The sequence below is a fragment of the Oceanibaculum nanhaiense genome, from assembly GCF_002148795.1.
In the GTDB taxonomy this organism is placed as follows: Bacteria; Pseudomonadota; Alphaproteobacteria; order Oceanibaculales; family Oceanibaculaceae; genus Oceanibaculum; species Oceanibaculum nanhaiense.
Map to the genome: position 1 here is coordinate 1 of NZ_MPOB01000012.1, position 21,775 is coordinate 21,775.

Sequence of the window (21,775 nt, forward strand, 5' to 3'; positions counted from 1 at the left end):
GCTTTTTTCTATCTGGTGATGGACATCATCATCCATTTTGGTGTGTTCCGGCATCTGCGTGAGGAGATCGGCGCGAAGGGATGGGTACTGCTGACGGCCATGGCGCTCGATGTGATCGTGCTAGCGGCCTTTGCCACGATGAAGTGGCAGTCTGATCCGCTGATCGTCGTGCTCGGCGTGATCGGCATGGCACTGGTGTTCCTGTTCATACGGGTTTTCCTGGCGCGCAATCCGGTCAGGGAAGGCGATCACGGTTCCCATTAAAATGGCTTGAGATTCCAACCGCTGGAATCCTCCACCCTGGCGGAAATGAGCACGATACCCGGTGAGCTGCTGCCGCCATGGCGCTGTCCTCGGTAAGCGTCATCGGCAATGCCTTGCGGCTGCGTGCCGTCAAGCTGCGCGATTGATCTGCATCAGTGTGCGGGCAGCGGATTGCAGGCAAGCTGGGATCGCTGAAAAAGTGTAGAGCGTGACAGTATGAAACGCGGACTGGCAGATATCGTGCGGATGGCGGCCCTGTGCTGCTTGCTGCTGCTGTCCGCACCGCACGCCTTCGCTGCGGCTGGCGCCCAGGGCCATGATTTTCAGCAGGCCACGCACTCTTCCGTGGCGGGGGATATGGTTTCTGCAGCGGGCGGTTCGCATCCCTGTGACAGGGCCACCGCCGCAAATCTTCCCGACTGCGGATGCGCTCAGCTCTGCCTTGTCTTTGGCGTGCTGCCGGCGGCGATGGGCATCGATGATGCCGGGAAGGCTGGCGTTGTTTCCGCCAGACCCTATCGGATCGCGCGTGCGGGGCTCTCCCCCGCCAAACATCCTCCCAGGCTGTCCGCTCTCGTCTGATGGTGCCTCGCGTTTGTCGCGAGGCCTTGGCGCCGCCTTTAAGCGGACGGCGTTTCCTTCATCGACAAGCGAGCAATCTCAGAAAAGGAACAAGATCATGAGGAAGTTAATCCGGCCCGCCCTCATCGGCGCGGCTTCAATGGCGTTTCTCTTTGCCGTCCATGGCGCTGACGTGACCTGGACTGCCTCAGCGCAGACCATGGGAAGCGGACAAGGCAATCAGGCTGATTCCACGGCCCCTAACCAGCGCATGCCCGGTTCCGGCATGGGTTCCCGCATGGGTTCCGGAATGGGACCCGGAATTGGTTCTGGGATGGGTATGGGCCCCGGCATGATGCAGGGACAAGGCATGATGCAGGGACAAGGCATGCCGGGATATGGGCCGATGGGGCCCGGCATGATGCATCCCGGAATGATGCATCCCGGAATGATGGGCCCCGGCATGATGCATCCCGGAATGATGCATCCCGGAATGATGGGGCAAGGCATGATGGGCCAGGGCATGATGGGCCAGGGCATGATGCATCCCGGTATGATGGGTCAGGGCATGATCTATGGCATGCCGGGCCGTTACGAGCAGGAGATCGCGCCGGAACAGGTCAGGGAGATGCTGCAGCGCCGCCTCGACTGGCACGGCAATCCGCGGCTGAAGCTCGGCGAGATCAAGCCGACCGAACATGGCGAGATTCTGGCCGATATCGTTACCCGCGAGGGCTCGCTGGTCCAGCGGCTGGCGATCGACCGCCGCACCGGCGCCCTGCGCCAGGTCGATTGAAGGAGGATGTCATGTGGCAGAACTGGCACCAGCCCGGTGCGATGATGGGCTATGATGGTGGCGGATGGTTCTGGGGAATGGCCTTCCACGGCCTCTCGGCCATCCTGTTCATTGCGATACTGGCAGTGGTCCTGATCCTGCTGTTCCGCTGGTTCGGTGCGGGGCATCAGATGCATGCATCGACGCCGCCGGCCGGCAGCGCGCTCGACCTTCTCAAGGCACGCTACGCGCGAGGAGAAATCGACCGCGAGGATTATCTGCAGCGCAAGGCGGATTTGTTCTGACCGCTCCGTGACGGCATGCGACGACCCGTGGCCCGGGCAGTTTCGCCTGGGTTGCGGGTCTGTCAGCTGCCTTCAGGAGAAGGAATCCGATTGCGGTCCCCAAGGTTAATTTCCAAGGATCCGGCCAGGAAAGCGCCCGAACACTGCCTGCATCCTCCTGGAACCTTGTTTGCGATTCTAGGGCTCCCACCCTCAGCGCCGCACCTACGGATCCGGACCCAGCCATACATAAAGCGGCGCCGAGGCTGCTGGCTGCCCGTCCCTTCAGTCGAAAAACCCCTCCGGAATCGCTCCCGGAGGGGTTTTGTAACGTGATTGCGGCAGGCGTTACATATTGGCTGCCTTGACGGCTTCGCCGAAGGAGTCGTGCTTGTTCTTCAGCCAGGCACCGAATTCCTCACCGAACAGGGCATAGGTCTCGGTCCCGGTCTTCTCCATATGGTCGTTGAACGCCTTGTCCTCGGCGGTCTTGCGGCAGGCCTCGACCAGTACCTTCATTACTTCCGGCGGGGTGCCTTTCGGGGCACCGATGCCGCGGAACGAGCCGATATCCACCTTGAAGCCGTCAGCGCTGGCCAGCGGCACGCCCTTGATGCCGGTCTTCGGATCGTCAGAGAACACGGTCAGCACCTTCAACCGGCCATCCTTGTGCCAGGGCGTGACCTCGGCCTTGTCGGCGATGGCGACATTGATGTGCTTGCCATAGGCCGCCGTCAGCGCCGGACCGGAGCCCTTGTGAGGCACGAAGCGGACATCGATACCCGCCTGGGTCGCGAAGGCGGCACCGGTCAGATGCGTGTTGCTGCCGGGGCCGGCGGTGCCGAAGGTCAGCTTGCCCGGTTCGGCTTTCGCCTTCTTGACGAGGTCGGCCAGCGAGTTGATGCCGCTGTCCGGATGAACCGCCAGGATGGCCGGCGGCGCGGACAGCAGGCAGACCGGCTCGAAATCCTTGTAGCTGACCGGATAGCCGTCGATGGTGTGGGGCGCTGCGGCCAGGGTGGTGACGATCATGGTGATGACGTACCCATCGGCCTTGGCCAGCGCGCCGTGCGAAAAGCCCACGGCACCGCTGCCGCCCGTGCGGTTGCTGACGAAGATGTCGCCGCCCAGATGCGGCTGCGCATACTGTGCGAAGATGCGGCCGACCTGGTCGGTGCCGCCGCCCTGCGCGAAGGGGATCACGAGTTCGACTGGCTTGGACGGAAAACTGTCCGCCTTTACTGCCGGGGCGGTTGCGCACAGCGCCAGTGCCGCCAGCGCCGCCGTGTAACCGGCACGCCTGTTGTGGATGAATGTCATTGGATTCCTCCCTTTCATTTTTATGTCGTCTTGTAGGATCGTTTCAGATGCCGAACGCCCTTCATCACGAGCGGGGCGACGAACGGGGCGAAGACCAGCAGCCAGATGACGGTGCTGATCGGCGTGAAGAGTTCCTGCCATTCGCCGCCAACGACGATGAGCGAACGGGCAAGTTCTCCCTCCACCATCGGCCCGAGGATCAGGCCGATAATGAGTGGCGCGCGCGGGATACCGGTCTTGACCATGACGTAGCCGACCATGCCGGCGGCGAACATGATCAGCACATCGACCGGATGGTTGCGCATGGCGTAGGACCCCAGCACGCAAAGCAGCAGAATGCCGGGCGTCAGGATGCTTTCGGGGATTTGCAGCACACGCGCGAACAGCTTGGCGCCGGACAGTCCGAAGATCAGCAGCAGGATGTTCGCGACGAAGACACCGGCGAAGATCTGGTAGACCAGCGGCGCGTTGTTGTGCAGCAGCAAGGGACCGGGCTGCAGCCCATGCGTCATAAAAGTGCCCAGCATGATCGCGGTTACCGCGCCGCCGGGGATGCCCAGGGTCAGCAGAGGGATCAGCGAGCCACCGGTCGCCGCATTGTTTGCCGATTCGGCGCAGGCGATACCTTCCGGGGAGCCGGTGCCGAAGCGTTCCGGCTGGCGTGACATGTGCTTGCCCTGGCTGTAGCCGACAATGGCGGCGACGTCGCTACCTGCGCCGGGAACCGCGCCGACAATGGTGCCGATGACACTGGAACGTAGCTGCGCCGGCAGGATGCGGGCCAGCACGCTGCGCCCGGGAATGATCCGGTTGACGCGCAGGGCGCGGCGCGGCGCACGGCCGATACGCTCGATGCTCAGCAGGGTTTCCGGCACCGCGAACAGGCCAATGGTGACCGGAATGAAGGAGACCCCGCCCATCAGCAGCACATAGCCGAAATGATAGCGCGAGACGCCATAGGTCTCGTCGATGCCGATGCCGGCCAGGAACAGGCCGATGAATCCGGCGAACAGCCCCTTCAGGAACGATCCGCCGGACAGTGCCGCCATCGCCGTCAGCGCGAATACGGTTAGTGCCAGATATTCGCGCGGTCCGAAGGCCAGGGCGAAATCGGCGATGGGGTAGGACAGCAGCATGAGTGCGATCGCGCTGAGCATGCCGCCCAGAAACGACGATAGGGTGGCGATACCCAATGCTATGCCCGGTTTGCCCTGCCGCGACATGGCATAGCCGTCCAGCGTCGTGGCGACCGCCCCTGGCGTGCCGGGAATACCCAGCAGGATGGCCGACAGCGACCCGCCATAGACGGCACCGCAATAGACGCCAACCAGGCTGAGGATACCGGCCAGCGGGTCCATCGTGAAGGTCAGCGGGCTCAGCAGGGCCACGCCCATGGTGGCCGAGATGCCCGGCATGGCTCCTGCCACGATGCCGAGCAGCACCGCGCCCGCAAGCAGCAGCAGGATGTTCATCTCCGTGACGATGGAGAAGCCTTCCATCAGCAGGCTCATGGCAGCAATCCCTCCATCAGGGCCGATGTGGGCAGGACGACGTTGAAGACCTTGCTGAACAGCAGGTAGGTCCCGATGCTGAGGAAGGCTGCTACGGCGATGGAGAGTACCGCCTTGGCCGGTGTCAGTTTCGGCCACAGCAGCAGTGTCAGGCCGGCGACATAGAAGAAGGCGGACAGGACGAAGCCGAGCTGCATCATCGCGATGGGGAAGAGGGCCAGTCCGGCGATCGCCACCACCAGCCCGATGATCTTCCCGGCGGGCAGACTGTCGGACAGAGTTTCCCGGGGGGTGAATTGCGCGTGGCAGCGCTGCTGGATATCGATGATGCCTTTCATCTCCTCCTGCGAGAGGAAGCGCCAGATCCGCGCTGACATATCCGTTTCGTTGGCAGGCGGCAGCTCTGCGGCTGCTTCCGAAAATGCTGCAGACAAGGCGTTTTGCTTTTTAGCGGGCATGCCCGCCGGCACCATCAGCGCCGCCCAATGACCGGAGACCACAGCGGCCCCATGGTCCAGAAAGGTGGGAGCGCCCTGCACTTCCGGCGGCTGGTCGCCAGGTTCCGACAAAAGACCGATGCACCGCACCTGTCCGGTCGTGATTGCCTGCCGTGCCTGCGAAAAGCTGAGTATGGCGGCATCGATATCCCCGGCATTGATGGCGCCGATCAGTGAAGGAATGTCGTCGCTGTGAACCGGCCGGAAGGACAGTCCCTGCGCGGTGGCAAGCCAGCGCCCCACGGCATGGTCGATATCGATGTGATGACCGAAACCGAGGCGGACTGTTTGGCCCTTGTTCCACAAATCGCCTGGATTCTGCCACTGGCTGGCGGGCCGCACGACCAGCACATCGGGGTCGAAAAACAGGCCACCCACTGGCTCCATACGTCCGTCACAGAATGCGGCGGCATGGAAGTTCGGTAGGCTCGTCATGTCGGATGAGACGATGGCAAGAGCATTGCCGCGCACCCCCTTCCAGAGGGCGGAGAAACGCCCTTCGCCATCCTTGGTGACGACCTGTATCCGGGTGCCGAGGCGCGTGCCCATGATTTCCGCGAGCTGGCGCAGCCGAAGATCGTCCTGCAGCCCGGCCTGGAAGGGCGAGTAGAGGCGAAGCTCCCGCACGGCGAGCGCCTTCGCGATCAGAACGCTCGTGATTGCCAGCAGACCGGCAAGCGCAAAGACCGGATAGGCGCCGGGGCCGATGGTGCCGTCGCGCCACAATTGCAGCGACAGGCCATGCCACAGCAAGAGGGCGGCAACGGCCCAGACGATGCCAAGGAAGATGAGTTCGAGCCTGGCACCGCCCCGGTCGGGCAGAATCGTGGCGTGGCCGGGCTGACCGCCTTCCCCGAGGGTGGGGTAGGCCGCCGGCATGCACTGTTCCGGGACTTCGGCTCCCGAGAAGCCGTTGTGCCGTTGTAAGCCCGTTTTGTCGAAGCTCCCTTCAGGGGGCCTGCTCGCTGTCATCTCGAATTGTCCCGGTAAGTTCCTGTCACCCGATCCTGCGCGGAGAATCTGCGGATTCGGTGCGCTCGAAACGCATCCCCGGATCACGGTTTCTCCACAAACCAGGTGCAGGCGTTTCGGTGGTCACGCAGGGATAGCCGGGAAAGCGACCGCCAGATATCGAAACGGCCGTTCCCGATCATGGCCTCAGGAGACGGCCGCCACAGCCTGTACCATTGCGGCACGGTCGTCGGTCTGCGGACGTTCGAACAGCCGTCCGGTTTCCTGCTCGCCTTCCAGGGAACAGCGGAACATGACGCGCGGCTGGGTCTGGTCGAAATCGCCTAGTGCCACATGGCTGGTGCAGCGATTATCCCACATCACCACGTCGCCGAGCTGCCAGCGATGACGGAAGACGAATTCCGGCGCGGTCGCGTGCTCGTTCAGCATGTCGAGCAGGTGCCGGCTTTCATCATCGCCCATGCCGACGAAGCCGCGCACACGCTGGCCGACCAGATAGGATTTCCGCTTCGTCTTCGGGTGGATACGGATGACCGGATGGATCATCGGCGGGTTGCGCCGCTTCATCTCGGCGATGACATCGGGCGACCGCTGCTCCAGGCCGCGGATCAGAGTCACATCATGAATCGCCTCCAGCCCCTCCAGCAATTGCTGGATGCGCGGGCTCAGCGTCTCATAGGCGAGATAGAGATTTGCCCACATGGTGTCACCGCCGACCGGCGGCTTCTCCTTGCAATGCAGGATGGCGCCCTTGGCCGGGCGGGGCGTGTAGGTGAGGTCGGTATGCCAGTTCCGGCCGGAATTATGCGTGCCGGACTTCTTGCCGTTCACCATCTTGTTGGACAGCACGAGGATTTCCCGGTGGTCCGGGTGCAGCGTCGTGGGCGCCTGCGATTCCTGCGGGTCCAGCAACCCGAAATTCCGCGAAAAGGCGATCTGCTGCTCGGGCGACAGGTCCTGACCCGGAAACACCAGCACCAGATGCTTCAGCCATGCCTGGTTGATGACGCTCTGGTCGGCCGAAGACAACGGCTTGCTGAGGTCCACGCCGGTGACTTCCGCGCCCGCGGCGAATCCAAGAGGAGCAATCTTGATTTGGCTCATTTCCACCCATCCGTTTTCTGCTTTGTGTTATTGATAAAATATAATCGACTGTCGATTGTCTGACAATATGAATCCAAAACATAATCAGGAAAATGGTTTTGCCTTGCGCTATCCATTTGAAAAACAGTTAATATCCTTCAGTATTCTCCATATGGTGGTGGCGATGGGAATCGTTGCGGTTTTTTGGCTCCCTTCGACGAAAAAGAAGACGAGATTGAAGCTATGGCGAGTTGTGCCGGAACTGGCGATCCCTCACCCCAACGATAAGGCTGCGGCAGCTGATGGACGAGAACGACATGGATAAGCTTGATATCGTCCCGCTTGGAAGGTCAGCGAAATCGCTTCCGGCCCAGCTTGCCGATCTCCTGCTGGCTGAGGTCATGACAGGGCGCCTCAAGCCCGGCGATCGGCTGAAGGAGGAAGCCCTGGCACAGCAGCACGCCGTGAGCCGGGCGACCGTGCGCGAGGCGCTGATTGCGCTGGAGAAGCAGGGCTATGTGGTCCGCATCCCGCGATCCGGCGCCCGCATTGCCGAATATTCACAGGAAGATGTCAGCTATATTTTCGAGATCAGGGCGGCTCTGCTGGCCGTCGCGGCCGGCCGCGTCGCCCGGCTGAACGATGATTCTTTCAAAGCCACCTTCTTGGAGATCGTCGCCAGTCTGGAAAGCATCGCCGGCGACGAGTCCGCCACCCCGCAGGCCTTCGCCAGCGAATCGGTGCGCGCTCAGCTGTTCCTGGTGAATAATTCGGGCAACCAGCGTCTGCCGGAGCTCTACGAACGGCTGGCCGGAATGGGCACCTGGCAGCTCATCCGTGGCCGCTCCATGAGCTTCCTTACCGCCGATGACAGGAAACAGTCAGCCGCTGACTGGCGCCAGCTGGCAACGGCGATCACGCTAGGCAGCCAGGTGAAAGCCGAGCGCGCGGCACGCCAGTTGCTCGAGCATTCCGCCATACGTGTCCGGGCGAATCTCGCGAGGATCGGGCAAAGCGAGGAACCTGTTTCCAGCCTGGGCTGACTGGCCTTGTTTCCCGTCACCTTGCGCCTTTGGCTTTGTGAGGAAGCGCCCTGTAAGCCTGATATATGTCGGCTGGGTAAGAAGGGCGCCTCTCAGTTTGCCTGCTAGAGGTCGGTGCGTTCGGTCTCTATTGGCTTGCGATCCGCCATGTTGAAGCGCTTGTCGTAGATCGGCCGGCCGCCGGTGGTCGGGCCGGGGTATTGTACGATCAGGATTTCGCCGCCGGTCTCGGTCTTGAACTCATCCTCGAAATGCGGATCGGGGTGAAAGATCATCGTGCCGGGGCCATAGGTGCCGCTGCCGATCCGGAACTCGCCTTCCAGTATGTACCAGATCTGCGCGAAATCATGCTTGTGAAGCGGATGGTGCGCGCCCGGCTCCAGCCGCAGGATGCCGGCATTCGGCTCGGTCGGCCGTTCCGGGCGCGGATGGAAAAGCATCTTGCCGGTTTCGCCCGGCCAGCGGATGGTTTCCCAGTCGATATCGTCGCGGTGCCGGGCCTCGAAGGGCTGATGGCCGTCGCGGGCGATCGGCCCGGTGTGTTGGGTCTGCTGGGTCATTGATTTTCCTCCCTGTTGTTCGTTGGCGGCACCATGCCGCTGGGATTCCACCAGTCCGACCGGTCGCCTGACCGTTCACCGGGGCCGGCGGGATGGTGGGTAATCATCAGCACCCGCGCCGGCCCGCCCTCGGCGGCAGCGGTGTGCGGAATGTCGGACCGCAGATGGATGGCGTCGCCCGTCGCGAGCATGGCGGTGGACTCGCCCACGACAAACCGCACGCGCCCGTCCAGCACGAAGCAGATCTCCTCGCCGGGATGCGAAAACCTTGTCTCGGCGGCGGGCGTCGCGGGCAGGTCCAGCAGCGTCGCCTCGATGTTCCGCCCGTCGCCGCCGCCCGACACCGGAATCCAGCGATAGCCGCTGCCGGAAATCGCGGATGCCGACGCTTCGCCGGCGCGGAACAGCGTGAAGCCGGTATCCTCGGCGGGCGGCGGGCCGATCAGATCGTGCAGGGTGCCGCCCAGCGCCTCGGCGATGCGGATGAGATTGCCGACCGATGTCTGTGCCTGGCCGCGCTCGACGCGCGACAGGAAGGAAAGCGACATGCCGGTATGTGCGGCAAGGTCACCGAGCGTCATGCGGCGCGCGGCCCGGCGCTCCCTAATGGCGATACCGATCTGGCACAGGCTCTGATCGACGAGGTTCATTTGCATACCGGCTTAGTTAGATTGCTTCATATGCAAACGTTTATTTTCTTTCAGTGCAATAAGAATTGCCTCTGGGGCAATTATTCTGCCCATGCCTCCCGTTCGTCACGGCCGGAATCACAAAGGGGCCAGACGCTCTGTGCCGTCTGGCCCCTAAGGATGTTGATGTTATTGCAGAGACACCATTGCAAGGTGTCTTTGAAGCCCGACTCCCTAGCGCGGATCGCGGCCAGGTTTCGGCTTGTAGCTTTTTTTCTTTCCCGGTTTCGGGCCGGCACCTTCAGTTGCGCGGAAGGCGTTGTCGGGCCTTCCCCGGGGCTTGCGGGCCGGCTTCGGTCCGTCCTTGAAGCTGTCGGGGCGGCGCGATCCGGCCGGGGCGGGGCGATTGCCGCCTTCGGCGCGGGTGATGGTCACACCTTTCTCGCCGGTCCCGTTGGCGGCGATGGTTGCCTCGAAGGCATCGGCCAGGGCGGTGGAAATCTCGAAATCGGTCGTGGTATCGCCGACCTTGATCGAGCCGACGGCAGCCTTGGTCACATGGCCGGCCTTGCAGATCATCGGCAGCAGCCAGCGCGGCTCAGCCCGATGCTTGCGGCCCAGCGAGACGCGGAACCAGATTCCGTTCTCGAAACGGTTGCCACTGCGCTCCGGTCGCTCGCCGCGCTCTGGCCTTTCATACCGACCACCACGCTCGCCGCGTTCTGGCCGGGTGATCGCCTGTGTTTCCTCGCGTGCCTCGGACAGTTCCTCCGGCGCGGGCCGCGCGGCCATCTGCTGGCGCAGGAAGGCGGCGGCGATCTGCTCGGCGCCATAGCTGGCCAGCAGCTTGCCGACGAACTCGGTCTCGTCCTCCTGCGGGGCGGCGAACAGGCTTTCATCCGCCAGGATCTGCGCCTGCGCACGCGCGGTGATCTCGGCCGGGCCGGGGGCCGGTTCCATGGTGGCATCCAGCTTGGCCAGCTGCATCAGCCGGCGGGCGGCGGCGCGGCGGAAATAGGGCACGATCAGCGCGCAGACGCCCTTGCGCCCGGCACGGCCGGTGCGGCCGCTGCGATGCAGCAGCGATTCCGGGTTGGTCGGCAGGTCGGCATGGATGACGAGATCGAGATTCGGCAGATCGATACCGCGCGCCGCGACATCGGTGGCGACGCAGACCCGCGCCCTGCCGTCGCGCATCGCCTGCAGCGCATTGGTGCGCTCGGCCTGGGTCAGCTCGCCGGACAGGGCAACGACACGGAAACCGCGATTGGCAAGCCGGCTGGTCAGGTGCCGCACGGCATCGCGCGTGCCGCAGAACACCAGCGCATTCTGCGCATCGTAATAGAGCAGCGCGTTGATGATCGCATTCTCACGCTCGGTCGGCGCCACCATCAGCAGCCGGTAGTCGATATCCTCATGCGGCTGGCTTTCGGCAACGGTGGACAGGCGCACGGCATCGCGCTGGAAACGCCTGGCCAGCTGCACGATGGGCCTGGCGAAGGTGGCCGAGAACAGGAAGGTGCGGCGTTCCTGCGGGGCGGCCGCCAGGATGAATTCCAGATCTTCCCGGAATCCCAGATCCAGCATCTCGTCGGCTTCGTCCAGCACCACGACGCGCAGGCCGGAAATATCCAGCGAGCCGCGGGTGATATGATCGCGCAGCCGGCCCGGCGTGCCGACGACGATATGCGGCCCGTCGGCCAGCGCCCGGCGCTCCTGGCGCATGTCCATGCCGCCGACGCAGGAAGCGATGCGCGCGCCGGCCTTGGCGTAGAGCCACTGCAATTCGCGCTGCACCTGCATCGCCAGCTCACGGGTCGGCGCGATGACCAGCGCCATCGGTACGGAAACTTCGCCCAGTACCTGCGCGTCGCCCAGCAGGACGGGCGCCATCGCCAGCCCGAAGGCGACGGTCTTGCCGGAGCCGGTCTGGGCGGAGACCAGAAGGTCGGCATCCCGGGCATCCTCGCCCAGCACAGCCATCTGCACGGCGGTCAGCTTGTCATAGCCGCGTTCGGTAAGCGCGCTGGCAAGGGCCGGCGCCATGGAATCGAAAAAGCTCACTTAAGTGTCATCCAATCAATAAAGCCGCTGGCCCTGCCATGCGGCCCGCCATAGAGGGCAGGCCGGGCGCAGGACCGGAAGACGGCGCAACAGCAAGAAGAATAGGCACTGCTTAGAGCGGTGCGCCGCCGCCGTCAATCTTCACCCGCACAATCGTGGTTCAGCGGGGCGGCTGAAGAGAATTGAGGAAGGCTATGAAATCCTCAATCTCGGCCGGCTGAAGCACGAATTCCGGCATGTCTGGATGACCGACCGCGATGCCCTCGGCAAGCGCCTCGGCCAGCTGCTCAACCGGGTATTTCCTATGTAGCTCGCGAAAAGGCGGTGCTGCGGGGAATGGGCTGTCCCCCGTGGCGGCGATGGCGTGGCAGCGCGCACAGCGTTCCTCGGCGATGACCCGGCCAGCCGCGATGCTGGCTGGCCGGACGGTGTTCTGGGCGATGACCGGGGCAGCGATCAGCATCAGCGCGAATGCGAGGAGGAACCGGCGGCGCAGCATAGTGTCTCCAGCTAAAGGTAATTTGGCGGTCAGGAGCGGGGTGCCTTCACAACACGCGGCCGGTCATCCGACAGGCCGATGACGGTGACGAGGTCGCCTTCGGCGATCTCGTCGTCACTGAGGGCCGCATAGCTGCTGTCGCGCACCTTGATGCGCCCGCGCCCGGCGACGAAGGGCGTGATGGCGATATACTCCTGGCCGATCATCGCCTCCATCTCGCGGTTGAGGAAACTCGCCTCCCCGGTGGTGCGGCTGCGCCGCTGGATCCAGAAGCCGAACCCGAGGGATGACAGCATCGAGACGGCGAAGACCAGTGCCTGCCAGGGGAAGGGCAGGCCGGGGGCTATGGACAGGATCAAGCCGACCGCCAGCGCGCCCAGGCCGATCCAGAGCAGGAAGATGCCGGGGATGAGGATTTCCAGCCCGGCCAGAATCACGCCGCCGATCATCCAGGCCCAGCTGGTGTCGAAGATTGTCCCGATCATCCGAAGCGTCCCTTATGCGTATGTTCAGGCTTTGGGGGGATTGCCCATCGCCTTGACCAGTTCGCCGACGCCGGCGATGGCACCGGTGATGCCAGAAGCTTCCAGCGGCATCAGCACCAGCTTGGAATTGCTGGAGGTGCCGATGGCCTGTAGCGCCTCGACATATTTCTGACCGAGAAAGAACTGCACCGCCTGGATATCGCCGGCGGCGATGGCGCGGGAGACCATCTCGGTCGCCTTGGCATCGGCTTCCGCCGCCCGCTCACGCGCCTCGGCTTCCAGGAAGGCGGCTTCCCGCATGCCCTGGGCGCGCAGGATCTCGCCTTCCTTCTGGCCCTGTGCCTTCAGGATTTCGGCCTCGCGCAGGCCATTGGCCTCGGTGACCGAGGCGCGGCGCCGTCGTTCGGCTGTCATCTGCAAATTCATCGCCGCCTGCAGATCATCCGACATGCGCAGATCGCGAATCTCGATGCGCATGATCTTCACGCCCCAGGGATTGGTCGCCTCGTCGATGATGGCCATCAGGGTTTCGTTGATCTCGGCCCGCTTCGACAGGGTGTCATCGAGATCCATGGAGCCGATGACGCTGCGCAGGTTCGTTGTCGTCAGGTTAATGATGGCTTCCTGGAGGTGCTGCACCTGATAGGCGGCGCGCGCCGTATCATGGACCCGGAAGAACACCACGCCATCGGCGATCACGGCGGCGTTGTCCTTGGTGATAACCGTCTGCGGCGGGACATCGAGCACCTGCTCCATGATGCTGATGCGGCGGCCGATGCGGTCGATGAAAGGCACGATGACGCGCAGGCCGGATTCCAGGGTGCGGGTGTATCGCCCGAAGCGCTCGACGGTCCATTGCTCGCCCTGCGGGACGGTCTTGATCCCGGCATAGACGATGAGCACTGCCAGGACGACGACGATGAGGGTGAAAATCAGAAAGGGCGAAACGATCATGACGGGACGCCTCTGCAGGGAAAGGACCAGCGCACCTTCATACAAGCAGCGCTTTCCCAGCAACCTACCCAAGGATCGCGGTATTCCGAAGGCAAAACGGAGGGCGGGTGCCGACGAGGAGCTTTTGCGCCGGCGCGAGGGCAGGGAAGGTCGCCTTTCTTAGTTTCAACATAAATCCACTATTTCCCACAAACATCAACAAAGCGTCACGTCCCTGTAACGCGGGGGAGTGAGATTGCCGGTCCAGGGTTTCAGCGGCATCAAGAACCTTTGAGCCCTTCTGATGCAGAGAGTGTCTGTTTGAGAATTCCATCATCAAAGAAGGATGGCGATCATGAACCCAAAGAATTTCCACATTTCCAGGCGCGCCTTTCTTGGCACCACCGCAGCCGCTTCGGTGGCCGGAATGCTTGGCGGCATGCCGATCCGCGCCTTTGGCAAGGATCAGGTAAAGCTGAGCTTCATGTATCCGGTTGGCGTGTCGGGTGACATCAACCGCATCGTTTCCGGCATGATCGCCGGTTTCAACGCCGCGCATGCCGATATCCAGGTCGAGGCGATCTATGCCGGCAGCTATGACAATACCGAGCAGAAGGTGATGACCTCGCTTGGTGTCGGTGACCCCCCGGGCACCTGGCTGCCGATCAACTCCGCCCTGCAGACCTTCCTGGCAATGGGCGCGCTGGAAGACATCACCGCGCTCGCCAAGGCCGACGACATCTATCAGGATTTCCTGCCGGGCTTCCTGGGCACCTGCATCTCGGACGACAAGCTTTATGGCCTGCCTTTCCAGTGCAGCACGCCGGTGCTGTATTACAACAAGACCGCCTTCGAGAAGGCCGGTGTGAAGACAGCGCCGGCGACATGGGACGAATTGCTGGAAACCGCGAAGGCCCTGACCATCCGCCAGGGCAGCGATGTCAGCCAGTGGGGCGTGACCATCGGCGGCGGCTGGCATGACTGGATGTTCGAAAGCTATGTACGCCAGAACGGCCTGGTCCCCTGGACCAAGGAAAAGGTCATGTTCGACGCGCCGGAATCGGTCAATGCGCTCGAATTCTGGCTGCGCATGGCGCAGGAAGGCGTGATGCCGACGGCCTCGACCTGGCAGGGCTCGGCGAACGACTTCATGGCCGGCCGGACCGCGATGCTCTACCACTCGACCGGGTCGCTGACCAATCTGCGCAAATCCTCGCCCTTCGAGGTCGGCGTCGCCTTCATGCCGAAGAACAAGACCTTCGGCGCCTCCATGGGCGGCGGCCCGATCCACATCGCGAAGAACCAGCCCGACGCCCACAAGCAGGCCTGCTGGACCTTTGCCCGCTGGATGACGAATACCGCCAATCAGTCGATGTGGTGCAAGGAGACCGGCTATCTCGCCGCGCGCCAGTCCTCCTGGGACAGTGCCGAGATGAAATCCTTCGTCACCGAGGTGCCGGCGGCGAAGATCGCCCTGGACCAGGCGGCCTATGCCGGCGCCTTCCTGCAGGTACCGGGCTATCACAAGGTGCGCGAATATCTGAAGAGCGCGCTGGACCGCACCGTGATCGGCGAAATCCGCCCGGATGTCGCCTTGCGCGAAGCGACGGCGAACTCCAACCGCGAAATCGACCGCATGCTGCGCCGTCGCGGCTGATGCCAACCGGGACCACGGATGCCCCGCCGGCATCCGTGGTCCTTCTTTTTGTCCACCCGAAGCGATCGGCCCCCGATGAGAATCGACAGCGACCGCCTGCGCGACATTCCGACGGCATTTGCCATGCTGTTGCCGTCGCTGATCTTTCTCGCGATGTTCACCTACTGGCCGATCCTGCGCTCGATCTGGTTCAGCTTTCACGATGTGATGCTGGGCTCGCCGGATATCTTCTTTCTGGGCCTGGAAAACTACACACGCCTGCTGGGCGACGGCCTGTTCTGGCGGTCCTTCGCCAATACCGCCTTCTACACGCTGCTGACGATCCCGCTGTCGATCGTCTGCGCGCTGCTACTGGCGACAGCGCTGGATACGCGGCTGCGCGGCATGGCGTTCTACCGGTCGGCTTTCTTCTATCCGGTGATCATCCCGTCGGTGGCGGCGGGCATGGTCTGGGTATTTCTCTATGCCCCCGGCTATGGTCCGATCAACGAGCTGATGGCGCTTCTGGGCCTGCCGAAGCTGGAATGGCTGTACGACAGCAAATGGGCGATGCCGGCGATCATCGTCATGAGCATCTGGAAATATTCCGGGTATTTCATGCTGATCCTGCTGGCCGCCCTGCAACTGGTGCCGCGTGATCTCTACGAGGCAGCCAGGCTCGACGGCGTGCCGCCGGTTCAGCAATTGCTGCACATCACGATCCCGATGATCGCCCCGACGCTGTATTTCGTCATCATCATCGGTGTCCTGCATTCCTATCAGATCTTCGATTATGTGTATGTCATGACCCAGGGCGGCCCGGCGGACGCCACCAATGTCCTGACCTTCTATATCTACCAGAACGCCTTTCAGTTTCAGGACATCGGCTATGCCTCGGCGGTGGCCAATATCCTGCTGCTTTTCGTCATGGGCCTTGTCGCATTGGTCGCCGTGACGCTTGGCCGGCGCATTCACTATCTCGGCCAGTAAGGAGACCCGGATGTTCAAGCGCCTGCGCCTGGGTCTGACCAAGGGATGGCTGCATGTCGTGCTGCTGCCGTTGGCCCTGCTGTGGATCAGCCCGCTGATCTGGATCGTCCTGACATCGCTGAAGACCCGGGTGGAGGTGTTCGACACCACCGCCGGGCTGCTGCCAAAGATCGCGCAATGGTCGAATTATCCCGCCGCCCTGTCGGTCGCGCCGTTCGGGCGGTATCTGATCAATTCCGTGCTGGTCACCGGCGGCATCATCAGCGCGCAGCTGATCACCATCACGCTGGCGGCCTATGCCTTCGCCCGGCTGCGTTTCCCCTGCAAGGATCTGATCTTCGGCCTGTTCCTGATGCAGGTGATGTTTCCGATCTACGCGATCTTCCTGACCAATTTCGTGACGATCCGAGAACTCGGCCTGATGAACAGCCTGTGGGCGCTGATGGTGCCCTTCGTCGCCAGCGGCTATGGCACCTTCATGCTGCGCCAGGCCTTCCGGCAGGTACCGGCGGAACTGGCCGATGCGGCAAAGCTGGATGGCTGCGGCCATTTCTCCACGCTGTGGCATGTCTATCTGCCGCTGGTGAAGCCGACGCTGATCGCCTTCGCCATCATCTCCGTCGTCACCCACTGGAACGATTACATGTGGCCGCTGCTGGTGACCAACAGCGAGAGCGTGCGGACCCTGCCGATTGGCCTGGGCCTGCTGGCGAAGGCCGATAGCGGCGCCGACTGGACACGGCTGATGGCCGCCACGGTGGTCGTGGTGTCGCCGCTGCTGGTGTTCTTCGTGATCTTCCAGCGCCGCTTCGTCGACAGCTTCATGCATGCCGGCATCAAATAGACGCCCTACCGGATAAGGAAAACTCAGATGGCCAGTGTCACGCTGCAGCAGGTCAGCAAGAATTATGACGGCCACGCCGCCGTGCATGCTCTCGACCTGACTGTCGAGGACCGGGAATTCATCGTGCTGGTCGGCCCTTCCGGCTGCGGCAAGTCAACGACCCTGCGTATGATTGCCGGGCTGGAGACGATATCCGAAGGCCGGCTGCTGATCGACGGCAAGGATGTGACGCAGGCGGCACCGCAGAAGCGCGATATCGCGATGGTCTTCCAGTCCTATGCGCTGTACCCGCATATGACGGTCTACAAGAACATGGCCTTCGGCCTGATGAAGACGACGCGGCTCGACAAGAGCGAAATCGACGCCCGGGTGCGCGAAGCGGCGGAGATTCTGCATATCGAGGATCTGCTGCAACGCCGGCCGAAGGAATTATCCGGCGGGCAACGCCAGCGTGTGGCGATCGGCCGGGCGCTGGTGCGCAAGCCGAAGGTCTATCTGTTCGACGAACCGCTCTCCAATCTGGATGCCAAGCTGCGCAACCACATGCGGGCCGAATTGAAGCGGCTGCATGCCGAGCTTGGCATCACGGTGGTCTATGTGACGCATGATCAGGTCGAGGCCATGACGCTGGGCACCCGGATCGCCATCATGGCCGAGGGGCGGCTGCAGCAATTCGATGCGCCGATGGAGGTCTATCGCAAGCCGGCGAATATTTTCGTCGCCTCGTTCATCGGCGCGCCGGAGATGAATCTGATCCCTTGCCGGGGTCGGGCAGTAACCGAAGGGCTGGCGCTCGGCAATGCGCATTTCCAGCTGGTGCTGGACGGGATGACCGCGCCGGCAGCACCGGAAATCCTGCTGGGGATTCGCCCGGAGGAGATGGTTCTGGCGCGCGGCGAGACGCTTGCGCCCGGCACGCTGTTGGGAAAGGCCAAGGTCGAGCGCGTGGAATTGTTCGGTGCCGATGCTTTGGCCGAAGTCCGGCTTGGCGATAACCGGATGATCGTGCGCATCAGCCCGGAGCATCCTCCGCTGGCCGGGGAGAGTGTGACGCTGGGATTCGATGCAACGCGCGCCCGGCTGTTCGATCCGATTTCCGGACTCGCCGTGTCCTGATAGAATCAGCTGCCATGAATATCCGCCAGGAAAAGATCATCGAAATCCTGCGTCAGGCCGCGTCCCTGTCAACGCTCGATCTCGCCCGGTCCTTCGATGTGTCCGACGAAACCATCCGCCGTGACCTGAAGCAGCTGGCCGAGGAGGGCATTGTCGAGAAATTCCACGGCGGGGTGCGCCTGAGCGTGGCCAATACCGAGGCGCCGTTCGAGCAGCGCCTGCGTATCCAGCCCGCCGCCAAGCAGGCCATGGCCCAGGCCTGCGAGACGCTGGTGCCGGATGGCACGACGCTGTTTCTCGACAACAGCAGCTCCGCCTGTTTCCTGGCCCGGCTTCTGGCGCGCAAGAAAGGGCTGACGATCATCACCCTTTCCCTGCAATCGGCGCGGATACTGGCCGAGGGCGGCGATGGCAACCGGATCATCGTTCCCGGCGGTGAATTGCGGCCCAGCGACATGACGATCACCGGCGCTTCCGCGATTCGCTTCGCCGCGCAATTCTCGCCGGAGCTGTTCATCTTCTCCGTGGCGGCCGTGTCGAGTGAGCGGGGCTGTCTCGATTTCGATCTCTTCGAGGCCGAGTACAAGGCCGCACTGATGCCCTATGCCGCCGAAACCGTGCTGCTTGCCGATGCCAGCAAATTCGGCGCCAGCGGGCTGATCCAAACCTGTGGCCTGGAGAATATCGGCGTTCTCGTTACCGATGCGCCCCCGCCTGCGGCGTTTGCCGGGGCGTTCGACGAAGAAACCCGGATCATCGTCGCTGGGTAGCCGGCCCCACCGGTATCGGCGGGGCCAGGCTCCCCGTTCACCCTCCTGGCAGAATCGAAGAAAACCATGATCTTCGCGGCGCATCTACAAGCTGCTGAATTTATAGCCCCTGCCTGTATGCTCCTGGAAGTTTGTGTGGCGTTCCTGGCCTTCCATCCACTCTCGATCTGAAAGGACAGTCCCATGACCCGGGAAATCGCGGACGATGCGGCTGCGCCCGCTGCCATCCGGTCGATCTACGAGGATATCCGCGCGGTACTGGGCTCGCCGGTCGTCAATCTCGTCTATCGCCGTCTGGCGGGCCAGGGCGAGGATGTGCTGCGTGACAGCTGGCGGCTTCTGCGCCCGGCCTATCTCGATGGCCGGATCGCACGGTACGCAGCACCACTGGCCCTGATCGTGCCGAAGGACATGGCCATGCCGGGCGCGCCGCCGCCTGCCACCGCCGGAGACATGCCGGCGATCCGTGCGGTCATCGCGGCCTATAATGCCAATAATGCGCGGAACCTTGTCGCTTTCAGCGCGCTGCTGGGGCTGATGCCGGGCGGCACGGATTTTCCGCCCCTGGATGACGGTGCGGGCATGCCGGATGCACCCTCCGGTATTCCCATTCCGACGCTTCCGGCTTTCGGCAGTTTGCCCGAAGCGCTTCAGCAGACCATCCGCCGGCTGAATCTGTTCGGCGATACCGGGGAGGCGGGCGCGCCAGTCGCCAGCCTCTATGTCCACCTGTCGCACTGGCCGGAGATGCTCGTCCATGTCGAGCGCGCACTTCAGCCGCTGCATGAGGCTGGCACGCTGACCGGCTGGCGGGTGGAAACCTCGGACCGCGCCGCGATGGCGCCGCTGTCCGACCTGCGTGCGCCTGCGGAACTACGCACAATTCTGGAACCGATCCTGGGCGCTCTGGTCCGCCGCACCATCCCGAAAATGGTGCCGATCGGCACCTATCTCGGCCGGGCGCTGAAGCCGGGCGCGTCCGGCTAGAAGTTTGCGCTATAGCGGCTAGCGTGAAGTGCTATTGGCCACAGCACGCGGCGCTTGCGTAAATCCTCCTCCAATTCGTCCGGACCGGCCTTTGCCGGCCGGCACATAATCATAGGGGGATTTCATGCAGCCGAACGGCGTGGCAACTGCTGCCGATTACCGGGAAGTCGGACTTTTCATCGATGGCAGCTGGACACAGGGCACGGCGGGTCAGGGCGGGGCGAGCCAGGGCGAGGCAGTCATCAATCCGGCGACCGAGGAAGCGCTTGGCTATCTGCCGCACGCCTCCGCCACCGATCTCGACCGCGCCGCCAATGCGGCGGTCCGCGCCTTCGAAAGCTGGAGCCGCACCGCGCCGCTGGAACGCAAGCGCATTCTGAACAAGGCGGCGGCCCTGCTGCGCGAGCGCAGCGATGCCATCGCGGTGTGGGTCACGCTGGAACAGGGCAAGCCACTGGCCGAGGCGAAGGGCGAGATCCTCGCCGCCGCCGACATCTTCGAATGGTATGGCGACGAATGTGTGCGGCTCTATGGCCGGATCGTGCCGTCGCGCATGCCCGGCGCCAATCAGATGGTCATCCGGGAGCCGGTCGGCCCTGTCGCCGGCTTCTGCCCGTGGAACTTCCCCGCGCTGACCCCGGCACGCAAGATCGCCGGTGCGCTCGCCGCCGGCTGCACGCTGGTCATCAAGGCAGCGGAGGAAACCCCGTCGACCTGCTGTGCGCTGGCCGATGCCTGCATCGATGCAGGGGTACCCGCCGGCGTGCTGAACCTGGTTTTCGGCAAGCCGGCTGAGGTCTCAGCCTTCCTGATCCCGCATCCGGGCATCCGCAAGATTTCCTTCACCGGTTCCATCCCGGTCGGCAAGGTGCTGGCGAAGCTGGCAGCCGATGGTGTGAAGCGCTGCACGCTGGAACTGGGCGGACACGCGCCGGTGCTGGTGTTCGACGATGCGCAAGTGGAGCCGGCGGTGCAGGCGCTGCTGGCCGCCAAGTTCCGCAATGCCGGGCAGGTCTGCGTCTCGCCTTCGCGCTTCTATGTCCAGCGCGGCTCCTATGCGAAATTCCTCGAAGCCTTCACCGAAGGGGCGAAGGCGCTGCGCGTCGGCGATGGGCGGGCTGCCGACACCCAGATGGGGCCGATGGCAAACGAACGCCGCCTGTCGGCGATGGAAGGCTTCGTCGCCGATGCGCGCGAGCGCGGCCTGAAGATCACGACCGGCGGCAGCCGGATTGGCAATCGTGGCTATTTCTGGGAGCCGACGGTGATCGCCGATGCAACGGACGAATGCCGGCTGATGCGCGAGGAGCCGTTCGGCCCCGTGGTTCCGATCACTGCCTTCGATACGGTCGAGGAGGGGATCGCGCGTGCCAATTCCCTGCCGTTCGGCCTCGCTGCCTATGCTTTCACCGGCGTGTCGAAGCGCGCCCGGGCAGTGCGCGAGGGCGTGCGTGCCGGGATGATCGGCATCAATCATCTGGGCATCTCGCTGGCGGAGGTTCCGTTCGGCGGTGTGAAGGAAAGCGGATACGGCTCGGAAGGCGGCACCGAGGGGCTGGAAAGCTATCTCGACACCAAGCATGTCAGTCAGCTCGACTGACCGACCGTTCAAAAAGACAGGAAATTCAGCATGATCACCGTCATCACCCGTTTCCCGCAGCCGGCCGGCAAGTCCCAGGACGAGCTGAAAGGGATGTTCCGGCAATCCGCGCCGCGTTTCCAGACGATCTCCGGACTGGTGCGCAAATATTACTATATCGCCGACGACAATACCTGCGGCGGCGTCTATCTGTTTCGCAGCCGGGCCCAGGCGGAAACGCTGTTCGACGATGCCTTCGCGGCCTCCATCATGGCGCGCTTCGGTGCGCCGCCGCGCGTCGAGTTCCTGGAGACGCCGGTCATCGTGGATAATGATGCGGGGACGATACTGGGCGGCGACGAAGGCGCCTGAC

Annotated in this window: 24 protein-coding genes; 14 read left to right on the forward strand and 10 right to left on the reverse strand. The window is 63.4% G+C overall.

Annotation, left to right across the window (positions count from 1 at the left end; all coding sequences use genetic code 11):
* The 4 genes from BKM74_RS16305 to BKM74_RS16320 all read left to right on the forward strand — a co-directional run.
* Window positions 1-264 (forward strand): hypothetical protein (locus BKM74_RS16305; protein ID WP_456152414.1); only part of this gene is annotated, 264 nt, incomplete at its 5' end.
* Window positions 265-480: 216 nt separating this feature from the next.
* On the forward strand, window positions 481-846 hold the full coding sequence (locus BKM74_RS16310) for a hypothetical protein (RefSeq protein WP_086466774.1): 366 nt from the start codon (window positions 481-483) through the stop codon (window positions 844-846).
* A gap of 349 nt (window positions 847-1,195) precedes the next feature.
* Window positions 1,196-1,621, forward strand: a complete 426-nt coding sequence (locus tag BKM74_RS18610; RefSeq protein ID WP_140056112.1) for a hypothetical protein — start codon at window positions 1,196-1,198, stop codon at window positions 1,619-1,621.
* Between the two features lie 11 nt (window positions 1,622-1,632).
* Window positions 1,633-1,905 carry an SHOCT domain-containing protein gene (locus tag BKM74_RS16320; RefSeq protein WP_086466775.1) on the forward strand — a complete coding sequence of 91 codons (273 nt, stop codon included), beginning with the start codon at window positions 1,633-1,635 and terminating at the stop codon, window positions 1,903-1,905.
* A gap of 327 nt (window positions 1,906-2,232) precedes the next feature.
* On the opposite strand, the gene BKM74_RS16325 is transcribed toward BKM74_RS16320, so the two are convergent.
* From BKM74_RS16325 to BKM74_RS16340, 4 genes are all read right to left on the reverse strand, one after another.
* The gene (locus BKM74_RS16325) at window positions 2,233-3,204 is read right to left on the reverse strand and encodes a Bug family tripartite tricarboxylate transporter substrate binding protein (protein WP_176342577.1); all 972 of its coding nucleotides are present in this window, start codon (window positions 3,202-3,204) and stop codon (window positions 2,233-2,235) included.
* Window positions 3,205-3,224: 20 nt separating this feature from the next.
* Window positions 3,225-4,715, reverse strand: coding sequence for a tripartite tricarboxylate transporter permease (locus BKM74_RS16330; protein ID WP_086466777.1), 1,491 nt, complete (start codon window positions 4,713-4,715; stop codon window positions 3,225-3,227).
* A complete protein-coding gene (locus tag BKM74_RS16335; protein WP_086466778.1) occupies window positions 4,712-6,091 on the reverse strand; it encodes a tripartite tricarboxylate transporter TctB family protein in 1,380 nt (459 codons plus the stop codon). Before BKM74_RS16335 ends, BKM74_RS16330 begins: the two co-directional genes overlap by 4 nt.
* Window positions 6,092-6,370: 279 nt before the next feature.
* Window positions 6,371-7,288 carry a TauD/TfdA dioxygenase family protein gene (locus tag BKM74_RS16340; RefSeq protein ID WP_086466779.1) on the reverse strand — a complete coding sequence of 306 codons (918 nt, stop codon included), beginning with the start codon at window positions 7,286-7,288 and terminating at the stop codon, window positions 6,371-6,373.
* Between the two features lie 55 nt (window positions 7,289-7,343).
* Between BKM74_RS16340 and BKM74_RS18615 the strand changes: the two genes are divergently transcribed.
* A complete protein-coding gene (locus BKM74_RS18615) occupies window positions 7,344-7,592 on the forward strand; it encodes a hypothetical protein (RefSeq protein WP_140056114.1) in 249 nt (82 codons plus the stop codon).
* On the forward strand, window positions 7,570-8,310 hold the full coding sequence (locus tag BKM74_RS16345) for a GntR family transcriptional regulator (RefSeq protein ID WP_086466780.1): 741 nt from the start codon (window positions 7,570-7,572) through the stop codon (window positions 8,308-8,310). The genes BKM74_RS18615 and BKM74_RS16345 overlap by 23 nt, the downstream gene beginning before the upstream one ends.
* 104 nt (window positions 8,311-8,414) lie before the next feature.
* On the opposite strand, the gene BKM74_RS16350 is transcribed toward BKM74_RS16345, so the two are convergent.
* The 6 genes from BKM74_RS16350 to BKM74_RS16375 form a co-directional block, all read right to left on the reverse strand.
* Window positions 8,415-8,870 carry a cupin domain-containing protein gene (locus tag BKM74_RS16350; protein WP_086466781.1) on the reverse strand — a complete coding sequence of 152 codons (456 nt, stop codon included), beginning with the start codon at window positions 8,868-8,870 and terminating at the stop codon, window positions 8,415-8,417.
* A complete protein-coding gene (locus BKM74_RS16355; protein ID WP_086466782.1) occupies window positions 8,867-9,520 on the reverse strand; it encodes a helix-turn-helix domain-containing protein in 654 nt (217 codons plus the stop codon). The genes BKM74_RS16350 and BKM74_RS16355 overlap by 4 nt, the downstream gene beginning before the upstream one ends.
* 213 nt (window positions 9,521-9,733) lie before the next feature.
* Window positions 9,734-11,563, reverse strand: coding sequence for a DEAD/DEAH box helicase (locus BKM74_RS16360; RefSeq protein ID WP_086466783.1), 1,830 nt, complete (start codon window positions 11,561-11,563; stop codon window positions 9,734-9,736).
* Between the two features lie 160 nt (window positions 11,564-11,723).
* Window positions 11,724-12,062, reverse strand: a complete 339-nt coding sequence (locus BKM74_RS16365) for a c-type cytochrome (protein WP_086466784.1) — start codon at window positions 12,060-12,062, stop codon at window positions 11,724-11,726.
* Window positions 12,063-12,091: 29 nt separating this feature from the next.
* Window positions 12,092-12,547, reverse strand: coding sequence for an NfeD family protein (locus BKM74_RS16370; RefSeq protein WP_086466785.1), 456 nt, complete (start codon window positions 12,545-12,547; stop codon window positions 12,092-12,094).
* 24 nt (window positions 12,548-12,571) lie between these two features.
* Complete coding sequence (locus BKM74_RS16375) at window positions 12,572-13,501, reverse strand: SPFH domain-containing protein (RefSeq protein WP_086466848.1); 930 nt, start codon at window positions 13,499-13,501, stop codon at window positions 12,572-12,574.
* A 334-nt stretch (window positions 13,502-13,835) separates the two neighbouring features.
* On the opposite strand from BKM74_RS16375, the gene BKM74_RS16380 reads away from it, so the two are divergent.
* The 8 genes from BKM74_RS16380 (at window position 13,836) to BKM74_RS16415 (ending at window position 21,774) form a co-directional block, all read left to right on the forward strand.
* Window positions 13,836-15,137 (forward strand): ABC transporter substrate-binding protein, encoded by a 1,302-nt coding sequence (locus BKM74_RS16380; RefSeq protein WP_176342578.1) that lies wholly within the window; start codon window positions 13,836-13,838, stop codon window positions 15,135-15,137.
* A 75-nt stretch (window positions 15,138-15,212) separates the two neighbouring features.
* On the forward strand, window positions 15,213-16,106 hold the full coding sequence (locus tag BKM74_RS16385; protein ID WP_176342579.1) for a carbohydrate ABC transporter permease: 894 nt from the start codon (window positions 15,213-15,215) through the stop codon (window positions 16,104-16,106).
* A gap of 10 nt (window positions 16,107-16,116) precedes the next feature.
* The gene (locus tag BKM74_RS16390) at window positions 16,117-16,950 is read left to right on the forward strand and encodes a carbohydrate ABC transporter permease (RefSeq protein ID WP_086466788.1); all 834 of its coding nucleotides are present in this window, start codon (window positions 16,117-16,119) and stop codon (window positions 16,948-16,950) included.
* A 27-nt stretch (window positions 16,951-16,977) separates the two neighbouring features.
* Complete coding sequence (locus BKM74_RS16395; RefSeq protein WP_086466789.1) at window positions 16,978-18,066, forward strand: ABC transporter ATP-binding protein; 1,089 nt, start codon at window positions 16,978-16,980, stop codon at window positions 18,064-18,066.
* A gap of 14 nt (window positions 18,067-18,080) precedes the next feature.
* Complete coding sequence (locus BKM74_RS16400) at window positions 18,081-18,836, forward strand: DeoR/GlpR family DNA-binding transcription regulator (protein WP_086466790.1); 756 nt, start codon at window positions 18,081-18,083, stop codon at window positions 18,834-18,836.
* Window positions 18,837-19,019: 183 nt separating this feature from the next.
* Window positions 19,020-19,823 carry a hypothetical protein gene (locus BKM74_RS16405; protein ID WP_086466791.1) on the forward strand — a complete coding sequence of 268 codons (804 nt, stop codon included), beginning with the start codon at window positions 19,020-19,022 and terminating at the stop codon, window positions 19,821-19,823.
* Between the two features lie 124 nt (window positions 19,824-19,947).
* A complete protein-coding gene (locus BKM74_RS16410) occupies window positions 19,948-21,423 on the forward strand; it encodes an NAD-dependent succinate-semialdehyde dehydrogenase (protein ID WP_086466792.1) in 1,476 nt (491 codons plus the stop codon).
* 30 nt (window positions 21,424-21,453) lie between these two features.
* Window positions 21,454-21,774 (forward strand): YdhR family protein, encoded by a 321-nt coding sequence (locus BKM74_RS16415; protein WP_086466793.1) that lies wholly within the window; start codon window positions 21,454-21,456, stop codon window positions 21,772-21,774.
* Window position 21,775: the final 1 nt, after the last annotated feature.

What these genes read in the sequence shown, in the direction of transcription:
- BKM74_RS16355 (WP_086466782.1), bottom strand. Translation starts at nt 9,520, where the DNA reads ATGAACCTCGTCGATCAGAGCCTGTGCCAGATCGGTATCGCCATTAGG.
- BKM74_RS16415 (WP_086466793.1), top strand. Translation starts at nt 21,454, where the DNA reads ATGATCACCGTCATCACCCGTTTCCCGCAGCCGGCCGGCAAGTCCCAG.
- BKM74_RS16325 (WP_176342577.1), bottom strand. Translation starts at nt 3,204, where the DNA reads ATGACATTCATCCACAACAGGCGTGCCGGTTACACGGCGGCGCTGGCG.
- BKM74_RS16370 (WP_086466785.1), bottom strand. Translation starts at nt 12,547, where the DNA reads ATGATCGGGACAATCTTCGACACCAGCTGGGCCTGGATGATCGGCGGC.
- BKM74_RS16380 (WP_176342578.1), top strand. Translation starts at nt 13,836, where the DNA reads ATGAACCCAAAGAATTTCCACATTTCCAGGCGCGCCTTTCTTGGCACC.
- BKM74_RS16310 (WP_086466774.1), top strand. Translation starts at nt 481, where the DNA reads ATGAAACGCGGACTGGCAGATATCGTGCGGATGGCGGCCCTGTGCTGC.
- BKM74_RS16405 (WP_086466791.1), top strand. Translation starts at nt 19,020, where the DNA reads ATGACCCGGGAAATCGCGGACGATGCGGCTGCGCCCGCTGCCATCCGG.
- BKM74_RS18610 (WP_140056112.1), top strand. Translation starts at nt 1,196, where the DNA reads ATGATGCAGGGACAAGGCATGCCGGGATATGGGCCGATGGGGCCCGGC.
- BKM74_RS16390 (WP_086466788.1), top strand. Translation starts at nt 16,117, where the DNA reads ATGTTCAAGCGCCTGCGCCTGGGTCTGACCAAGGGATGGCTGCATGTC.
- BKM74_RS16330 (WP_086466777.1), bottom strand. Translation starts at nt 4,715, where the DNA reads ATGAGCCTGCTGATGGAAGGCTTCTCCATCGTCACGGAGATGAACATC.
- BKM74_RS16400 (WP_086466790.1), top strand. Translation starts at nt 18,081, where the DNA reads ATGAATATCCGCCAGGAAAAGATCATCGAAATCCTGCGTCAGGCCGCG.
- BKM74_RS16395 (WP_086466789.1), top strand. Translation starts at nt 16,978, where the DNA reads ATGGCCAGTGTCACGCTGCAGCAGGTCAGCAAGAATTATGACGGCCAC.
- BKM74_RS16365 (WP_086466784.1), bottom strand. Translation starts at nt 12,062, where the DNA reads ATGCTGCGCCGCCGGTTCCTCCTCGCATTCGCGCTGATGCTGATCGCT.
- BKM74_RS16350 (WP_086466781.1), bottom strand. Translation starts at nt 8,870, where the DNA reads ATGACCCAGCAGACCCAACACACCGGGCCGATCGCCCGCGACGGCCAT.
- BKM74_RS16340 (WP_086466779.1), bottom strand. Translation starts at nt 7,288, where the DNA reads ATGAGCCAAATCAAGATTGCTCCTCTTGGATTCGCCGCGGGCGCGGAA.
- BKM74_RS16385 (WP_176342579.1), top strand. Translation starts at nt 15,213, where the DNA reads ATGAGAATCGACAGCGACCGCCTGCGCGACATTCCGACGGCATTTGCC.
- BKM74_RS16410 (WP_086466792.1), top strand. Translation starts at nt 19,948, where the DNA reads ATGCAGCCGAACGGCGTGGCAACTGCTGCCGATTACCGGGAAGTCGGA.
- BKM74_RS16345 (WP_086466780.1), top strand. Translation starts at nt 7,570, where the DNA reads ATGGACGAGAACGACATGGATAAGCTTGATATCGTCCCGCTTGGAAGG.
- BKM74_RS16375 (WP_086466848.1), bottom strand. Translation starts at nt 13,501, where the DNA reads ATGATCGTTTCGCCCTTTCTGATTTTCACCCTCATCGTCGTCGTCCTG.
- BKM74_RS16320 (WP_086466775.1), top strand. Translation starts at nt 1,633, where the DNA reads ATGTGGCAGAACTGGCACCAGCCCGGTGCGATGATGGGCTATGATGGT.
- BKM74_RS16335 (WP_086466778.1), bottom strand. Translation starts at nt 6,091, where the DNA reads ATGCCGGCGGCCTACCCCACCCTCGGGGAAGGCGGTCAGCCCGGCCAC.